This window comes from Nostoc sp. CHAB 5715 (assembly GCF_020829685.1).
Lineage (GTDB): Bacteria > Cyanobacteriota > Cyanobacteriia > Cyanobacteriales > Nostocaceae > Nostoc.
In genome coordinates this window covers 1-7988 of the sequence record NZ_JAIVFR010000266.1, presented here as the reverse complement: position 1 = coordinate 7988, position 7988 = coordinate 1, and the positions used below count along the sequence as shown (strand labels likewise).

Sequence of the window (7988 nt, the reverse complement as noted above, 5' to 3'; positions counted from 1 at the left end):
GGTAAAGTAGAATTACGCATTTCTTCTTATCCCTACCCCGATTACGGTACGCTTAGTGGTGCTGTGAGAGCCATATCAGCGGATACTATTGTACCGCTAACTAACGGTAACAGTACAGTCACACCCTACTATGAAGTCAGTATTGAACCGCTAAAAATATACATAGAAAAAGATTTTCAACAGTATCCCCTTCAGCCGGGAATGGAAGTGACAGCAGATATTATTTCTCGACAAGAAACCATAATTACATTTATTTTCCGTAAAGCCAGATTGCTAACAGATTAAGACTAGTACGCCACGGCATGAAGAGTGCTAAGTAAAGAAGTGCTGAAGCGCGGTAGCGGGGCGTTGAGCCGCGTACTGAGTTGAAAGACCGCCCACAATTTGCGAGACATCAACTTTCTCCTGATAGTGATTATAATTATCATATAGATGCACTGCGACTTTCCTCTTACACCACTTTTTCGGGTCGCAGTCTATTTCTTACTGGCGTGTAATTAGCAAACATTCTCGCTTTTAATTGATGAGATTTGTGGATTGTTTATAGAAGCGATCGCTACTACTATGATCTAAACTTTTGTATCACCAAGATAGCGATCGCTAACTAACTCTGATTATTTAGGTTGAAACTCTGTATACTTACCTCCTAAACCTTCGACAATCGTGCGTGTATTAGCAATCAACATTCCTTGGTAAGTTTCGCCCTCTGTTCCTTTTTCGCCCAAACCATCAGCAAATAATTCTTCTTTTGCAACTTTCACCTTCGCCTCTTTTGCTACAGCCGTAATCAATTTGGGATTAATCGTTGTCTCTGCAAAAATCGTCGGTACACCCTCTTTTTGAATATCCTTCGATAGTGCGCCTACCCGCGCAGGCGTGGGCGCTTCTTCCGTACTAATACCCCCTAGCGCCCCTTCAATGGGAATTCCATAAGCTTTGGAATAGTAACCAAAAGCATCATGTGTAGTGACTAATTTGCGTTGCTTGGGTGGAATTGTAGAAATCTGCGATTTAATCCAAGTATCTAACTGACTGATTTCGCTAGTTAGTTTCTGAGTATTGCTAGTATAAGTTGCAGCATTATTTGGGGCTACCTTTGCCAACTGTTGAGAAATCGTCTGTGCTATGGCTATGCCATTTTGGGCATTCTGCCATACATGGGGATCGGTAACAGTTTTACCATCCTCCTCAAACTGCTGGGGTTTGGGGACTGCAACTTCATTTACAGCCACCTTGGGAGCAGGATTGGAAGTAGCTTTAATTAGTTTGATTAAACCTGGTTCAAAATCGTAACCGCCGTAGAGGATTAACTTAGCCTGCTCAATGGCTTTGCTATCATCAGGCTTGGGTTGATAGACGTGGGGATCTGAACCGGGGTCGATTAAGCATTTGAGGTCAATAGTATCGCCTGCGATTTCTTTAGTTAAGCCACAAGCAACGCTGTTAGTGGCGACTACTAACGGGCCTTTGCCACTAGCTTCTGACGCAGGTGAAGTACCTGTTTGGGGAGCTGCCACATTATTAGCAGGTGCAGGAGTCGATTGGCTGGTTTCTGATGTCGGACTACATCCAAGTACCCCAAAGGTTAAAGTAAGAGCCACTATGGATTTGAATCGCAATTTGTAAGATATCATAAATCTGATTACTCAAGATACAATGATAATCATTATCATACAAACGGTAAAAATTATGTATGTTAGAGGTTAAACATTTAGCTGTAAATTACCGGGGAGTCACGGCGGTTGAGGATGTGAGTTTCCGTTCCTTACCGGGACAAATTGTGGGTGTGATTGGCCCCAATGGTGCTGGTAAAAGCACGATGGTGAAGGCGATTTTGGGCTTAGTACCAACCACGAGTGGAGTTGTAAAATTTCGCGATCGCGCTTTGAAACAACAATTAAATTCTGTTGCGTATGTACCACAGCGATCGCAGATTGACTGGGATTACCCGATAACAGTCTGGAATGTGGTACTGATGGCGCGGACTGTGCATACAGGCTGGTTTCGCGCACCTTCACGGCCATCTCAAGAAATAGTTAAAGATGCTCTAGTGAGGGTGGGGATGCTAGAGTTGCGATCGCGTCAAATTGGAGAGTTATCAGGCGGACAACAGCAGCGAGTATTTTTAGCACGAGCTTTGGCACAACAAGCCGAATTATTATTCTTTGATGAACCATTTGTTGGGGTTGATAAAAAGACAGAAGCCATCATGTTTGATGTGTTTGAGGAACTGAAATCCCAAGGCAAGATTTTGCTAGTAATCACTCATGATTTAGGAACAGCTTTAACAAAATGTGACCAGTTATTATTGTTGAATAAACAAATGATTGCTAATGGTTCGATGAAAGAAGTGATGACAGCAGATAATATTCAACGTGCTTATGGAGATAGTATATTTATATTTAATAGGGAAGTAGTTTAATGTTGAATTGGCTAATTGAACCTTTAAGTTTTGAGTTCATGCGGGGAGCTATTACCACAGCAATTCTGTTGGGTATTCTTTGCGCTGTTGTCGGTACTTATCTGATTGTTCAACGTATGGGATTATTAGGAGATGTCATTGCTCATGCAGTTTTACCAGGACTAGCTATAGCCTTTTTCTTAGGTATTGATATTTTCTTAGGTGCATTTATATCTGGAACTCTCAGCACTTTTGTCATTACTTGGATTCAATCTCAATCTCGCATCAAAGTTGATGCAGCAATGGCATTAGTTTTTTCGGGATTTTTAGCCTTGGGTATCATGTTGATTACCCTATTAAAAAGCAAATTAGACCTGCATCAGTTTTTATTTGGTGACATCTTAGGTGTAACTACAGATGATGTGAAGCGCACTGTAATTATCACAATTGTTATATTGCTTTTAGTTAAGCTATTTTACAAAGAATTGCTATTTTATACTTTTGATCCACTTGGCGCTCAAGCGAGCGGTTTGCCAATTAATTGGATTCACTTTGGTTTAACTGGTGCTATTACCCTAACAATTATTGCCAGTATGCAAACCGTGGGTGTAGTGTTAGTTGTTTCACTATTGATTGGCCCAGGAATTACAGCTTATTTATTAGTGAAAGAGTTACACCAAATGATGCAATTAGGCGCAGTTATTGGTGTGATTAGCAGTGTAACTGGAATGTATATTAGCTACTATTTGAATGTGCCATCAGGTGCGGCTATAGTTTTAGTTGTTTCCGTACTATTTTTATTAGCATTATTTTTTAGCCCTACTCAGGGAATTTTGACCAGACCAGAAATGGCTCATCAAAGAGCTAGACTATTTAGCCAGTTAAAATCTCAAAAGACAAAATGAGCCAGTGCGTTCCTGAGCCATCCTTGTGCGGGGGTTTCCCCCGTTGAGGGGGCGAAGGTGTCGCCTTGCGTCGGAATGTTCTAGCGAATCCAGAGGATGATTTCAACTGGCTCATCCAATCTCAATTACTGTGGTGTGGGCAGTTGACCTTGTAGTAGCATCTGACTGCCAAGAGCTTGACAGCTAGAGCAATCGCAACCAAACTTTTGGATGGCAAGCTGTTTTATTCTCTCTGTTTCTAGAGAGCGGATTGATTGAGATTGGGGATATTCTTGGGAAACGGGTACATTAACTGTCTGAGTATCAGCTGCTCTCAAAGTAGGATTGGCTAAATCTTGGGGAGAAAGCTTCTTCGCAAAAGCTGGGTTGACATTTAGTACTGTCAAGGCAAAAAAAGCTAGAGCAGCAAAGTAAAGTCAGTGCAATTTTATTCATAATTTGAGGAAAAACCCACTGCCACACGAGTGAAAGAACTGACTGACGAGATTAGAGCCGATCAGGTGCCAACCATTTTTGCGGAAGTGTCAGCCAATCCCAAGCTAATTGAAACGGTGGCAAAAGAGGCGAACGTGAAGGTGTCAGATCAAGAACTGTTTGCCGATGGTTTGGGAGAAGCAGGCTCCGAGGGCGATACCTACCCCAAAATGCTGATTGCTAATACCAGGGCGATCGTTGAAGGGTTAGGCGGTCAGTACACCGCATTTCAGCCGAAGTAGGTCACTTACCCAGATAACAGTGGCAATCTGGCTTCTCAATTAATGATTCCACCAGCGCATTCAGAGCGGTAGCGGCGAGTAACCCACCCCCTAACGTTCCTTCAACAGTGATAAAGGGAATGCCAGACTGCATCAGTTTACGCTTCGCCGCCGGGGCGTGACTGAAGCCGATCGGCATTCCAATCACTAGCGCAGGCTGAATGAGACCCTGGTGAATTGCCTCACAGACTGCCAGTAGCACTGACGGGGCATAGCCGATCGCGATCACACATCCGGTTGGAAGTTGCTGCAAGTGATCTTTCCAGTCAGGACTTTGCCAGAATGCAAGTTCTGCTTCGGCAGCACTGGTGATATGAGGATTGTCAATCAAAGTTTGCACCTGACAACCCAGGTGAGCCAGTCGGGTTTGGTCGATCGCCGCACTCACCGTGGGCACATCCACCACCACCTGACACCCCGATTTGAAAGCAGTGCGGCTAGCAGCGAGGGCTTGGTTCCCCAATCGCACAAATGGAACTAAACTGACATCGCCACTCGCCAGCACCAGCTTGGAGAGCAAATCTACCTCAATTTCCGATCTGTCTGACAGGTCAGGCAGCAACCGCTGAAGCGATTCCTGAAAGGCTTCCGGATGGGCATGAACTTGAGCATCCAACCCACACCAAAGTTTTTCCAAGCCGCCCAATCCTGTCTGCGTTTCAACGTCCAGCAGCTTGAGTTGGGCAAGGACTTCGGCTTGGGTCGTTTGGCAGTGGCGATCGCGCCCCAATAGTCCTTCTAGTGCCGCTGCCGTCTGCCGCAATTGACTAATTTGCTGAATGATGGTTCTGTACTGCTGCTGAAGTTGCGCCATCAACGTTGCTTGTTCCGCTTCCGGTTCTGCTTCCAACAGTTTGTGAATATGGGAAAGCTGAAAGCCTTGCTGTTTCAGTGCCACAATGCGTTGCAGCCGTTGCACATCCTGATCAGTATAGAGGCGATAGTTTCCGCGCGATCGCACAGGCTGAGGCATTAATCCCAACTGGTGATAGTGCCGCACCATGCGGGGGGTAATATCACTGCCAACTGAATCGGTCAGTTCTTTGATGGTGAAACCTTCAATCATCCTACAAGCCAGAAGCCAACACCTTGACATTAGTGTTAATGTCAAGGTTTAGCGTGGGAGAGTTCCCTCACTCATAGTTCATGCTTTACCCATTGCGGCTGCCCCAACTGGCAAAAACACACTCAAAAGCTTTTGTGGCTCTCCTCTGTGGCTGCTTGCTCCTACTCGGATGGATAGCACTACAGTTTGGATGGACTGGACTGGCGTTGCTGATTCTGCCTGCTGCTTACGTCACTGGAGGGTATGAGAGCGCCCGTGCAGGGCTAACCACGCTCGTCAAAGAAAAAGAACTTGATGTAGATCTGCTGATGATTGTGGCAGCCCTGGGAGCCGCAGGACTGGGTTTGTGGCGACAGGAATACTACCTGATTGTTGATGGGGCAGCGTTGATTTTGATCTTTGCGATCAGTGGCGCATTGGAAGATTACGCGATGCAACGCACCGATCGCAGCATTCGGAGCTTGATGAGCCTGACTTCTGATACGGCACAAGTGTTGCGATCGGGCACAGAAGCGTCAGTTCCGATTGACCAATTAGAATTAGGTGATCAAATTGTGATCAAGCCAGGAGAACTCATTCCAACAGACGGACTAATTCTAGAGGGATTTAGTACGTTGAATCAAGCAGCGATTACAGGAGAATCGATTCCGGTTGAAAAGACGATTGGGGATGAAGTATTCGCCGGAACGCTCAATGGCAATGGAGCCTTAAAACTCAAAGTTCATCAACCGCCAGAGAGTAGCCTGCTACGGCGCGTGATTCGATTGGTGGAGCAGGCACAAACGGAGACACCACCTTCCCAGCAATTCATTGAACGATTTGAACATGGGTATGCTCGCGTCATCGTGGTGGTTGGAATATTGCTGGCAGTGCTGCCGCCATTCCTGCTGCACTGGAGTTGGGAAACGACGATTTATCGGGCATTGATTTTTCTAGTCGTCGCGTCGCCTTGTGCATTAATGGCAGCAATTATGCCAACCTTGCTATCTGGTATCGCCAATGGAGCGAGGCAGGGAATCTTGTTCAAGAACGGTGCCCAGTTAGAGAGAATTGGCAAAGTGCGGGCGATCGCTTTTGATAAAACGGGTACGCTCACCACCGGACAGCTACAAGTTTGCCAGGTGATTCCGGCAGTGGGAGTTTCCTCTTCAGAAGTCTTGCAAGTTGCTGCTGCCCTGGAATCCGGCTCAGAGCATCCAATTGGGGCGGCAATTGTTCAAGCCGCACAAGCGTTAGATTGGTCACGGGCGACCGATGTGCAGGCACACCCTGGTCAAGGCATTGCAGGCAGTTGGCGCAAGCAATCGGTGTTTGTTGGCACTGCTGATTTTGTGAATCAGTCCATCGCTGATTTACCCGTTGAACTGGTGCAGTTTGCGGATTCGCTAGAGCAAGATGGAAAAACGGTTGTTTGGGTGGCTCAAGCTCAAGAGGTGATGGGTATAATTGCGATTGCTGATCAAGTACGACCCGAAGCAGCACGAGCGATCGCTCAACTTAAAAAGCTGGGTATCGAGCAAATCATCATGCTGACTGGCGACAACCAACGCACGGCTCACAGCATTGCTCAAGTGATCGGAGTTGATCGGGTTTATGCCGAACTGTTGCCAGAAGATAAGTTGCACATCATTCGTCAACTGCAAACCCAATACAATACGGTGGCAATGGTCGGGGATGGCATTAATGATGCGCCTGCGCTCGCGCAAGCCTCGGTTGGCATTGCGATGGGCGTTGCCGGCAGCGATGTGGCTCTAGAAACCGCTGACATCGTGTTGGTGGCAGATCGATTAGAGAAAATTGCAGTAGCCGTCAAATTGGGACGGCGATCGCACCGAGTTGTCAAACAAAATATCGTGTTTGCGCTCGGCTTTATTGTGCTGCTAATTGCGGTCAATTTTGCAGGCAATATCACTCTACCCCTTGGTGTTGTTGGGCATGAAGGATCAACAGTACTGGTAATTTTGAGTGGGTTACGATTGCTCAGAAATTAGCAGAACCAACGGGTGAAATTCATGTTCTGCTTGAACAAGAGAAAATCATAATGGCAGTTGGCACAGTTTTGGGTGTACTTGGCAGTGTCAGCGGCATGTATATCAGCTAGGAAGACTTGAAACCAGGGCAGCTAGCAGGTAAGATTTTCTAATGGTGGTGCTGTCATGCTTCTCAAGTGCAGCATTTAAGTCACTTTCAAAAATACAGCATTTACGATGCCTGGGTTGGGCTACGCCGGAGCACCTGCGGAATGTGGGTTTTAGCCAGTTCAAATCTCAAAAGACCAAGTGATGCAAATTGGGATATTTGTTAACGACGGCTAAATCCTTGCCCCCGTGTTCCCTTTGACCAGATAATTAATTCGCCGTTTTTTCCCCCAGCGGCCAGTTGCAACTCTTGAGGATGCCAAGATAGGCAAGAAAATCCACCATTAGCACCATCGAGAATCTGAGTAAGTCGCTTACCTTGATTCCACAGGCAAACCAAGCCATCAACTCCCGCTGAAGCTAGCAGATGAGATTTTGGTTGAAATTGGATTGATTCTACAATGTCTTCATGCCTTGCTAGGACTCTAGCATCCCATTCCAAGTCCTCTTTTTCCCACACAACTATCCCTTCAACACTGGAAGCTGCTAGCAGAGAAGCGCCTGACTTGGTGGGTGTATCTGACCATGCCAAGTGACGAATCTTGCCAGGGAAGCCTCGCATTACCCAAGGATTGGGGTTATTCCACTCCAAAAGGATGACTGTGCGATCCATGTTACCAGAGGCGATATATTTACCATCGGGTGACCAAGATATCACCAAACTTGTTGAATCAACTGGTAATATATAGGGGTCATCGTCCCAATTCTCAACCAAAATCTCAT

At 46.2% G+C, this 7988-nt stretch carries 7 protein-coding genes and 2 pseudogenes; 5 read left to right on the top strand and 4 right to left on the bottom strand.

Annotated elements, in window-relative coordinates; genetic code table 11:
- Positions 1–285 (top strand): annotated as a pseudogene (locus tag LC574_RS16245) (HlyD family secretion protein); the annotation flags it as partial.
- A 329-nt stretch (positions 286–614) separates the two neighbouring features.
- On the opposite strand, the gene LC574_RS16240 reads toward LC574_RS16245, so the two are convergent.
- The gene (locus tag LC574_RS16240) at positions 615–1601 is read right to left on the bottom strand and encodes a metal ABC transporter solute-binding protein, Zn/Mn family (RefSeq protein ID WP_229454473.1); all 987 of its coding nucleotides are present in this window, start codon (positions 1599–1601) and stop codon (positions 615–617) included.
- 92 nt (positions 1602–1693) lie between these two features.
- Between LC574_RS16240 and LC574_RS16235 the strand changes: the two genes are divergently transcribed.
- A complete protein-coding gene (locus LC574_RS16235) occupies positions 1694–2422 on the top strand; it encodes a metal ABC transporter ATP-binding protein (protein WP_229454472.1) in 729 nt (242 codons plus the stop codon).
- Positions 2422–3306, top strand: coding sequence for a metal ABC transporter permease (locus LC574_RS16230; RefSeq protein ID WP_229454471.1), 885 nt, complete (start codon positions 2422–2424; stop codon positions 3304–3306). The genes LC574_RS16235 and LC574_RS16230 overlap by 1 nt, the downstream gene beginning before the upstream one ends.
- A gap of 125 nt (positions 3307–3431) precedes the next feature.
- Here LC574_RS16230 and LC574_RS16225 read toward each other — a convergent pair whose 3' ends face one another.
- Complete coding sequence (locus LC574_RS16225) at positions 3432–3692, bottom strand: hypothetical protein (protein ID WP_229454470.1); 261 nt, start codon at positions 3690–3692, stop codon at positions 3432–3434.
- Between the two features lie 66 nt (positions 3693–3758).
- Here LC574_RS16225 and LC574_RS16220 point away from each other — a divergent pair.
- Positions 3759–4022 (top strand): annotated as a pseudogene (locus LC574_RS16220) (metal ABC transporter substrate-binding protein); the annotation flags it as partial.
- Position 4023: 1 nt separating this feature from the next.
- Here the strand turns inward: LC574_RS16220 and LC574_RS16215 are convergent.
- Positions 4024–5127, bottom strand: coding sequence for a precorrin-8X methylmutase (locus LC574_RS16215; RefSeq protein WP_229454468.1), 1104 nt, complete (start codon positions 5125–5127; stop codon positions 4024–4026).
- A gap of 80 nt (positions 5128–5207) precedes the next feature.
- On the opposite strand from LC574_RS16215, the gene LC574_RS16210 reads away from it, so the two are divergent.
- Positions 5208–7118, top strand: a complete 1911-nt coding sequence (locus LC574_RS16210) for a heavy metal translocating P-type ATPase (RefSeq protein WP_229454467.1) — start codon at positions 5208–5210, stop codon at positions 7116–7118.
- A 310-nt stretch (positions 7119–7428) separates the two neighbouring features.
- Here the strand turns inward: LC574_RS16210 and LC574_RS16205 are convergent.
- Positions 7429–7988: WD40 repeat domain-containing protein (locus LC574_RS16205; RefSeq protein ID WP_368736696.1), on the bottom strand; the 560-nt coding region annotated here is incomplete at its 5' end.

Coding starts and splice junctions, on each gene's coding strand:
- LC574_RS16215 (WP_229454468.1), bottom strand. CDS start 5,127: ATGATTGAAGGTTTCACCATCAAAGAACTGACCGATTCAGTTGGCAGT.
- LC574_RS16235 (WP_229454472.1), top strand. CDS start 1,694: ATGTTAGAGGTTAAACATTTAGCTGTAAATTACCGGGGAGTCACGGCG.
- LC574_RS16210 (WP_229454467.1), top strand. CDS start 5,208: ATGCTTTACCCATTGCGGCTGCCCCAACTGGCAAAAACACACTCAAAA.
- LC574_RS16230 (WP_229454471.1), top strand. CDS start 2,422: ATGTTGAATTGGCTAATTGAACCTTTAAGTTTTGAGTTCATGCGGGGA.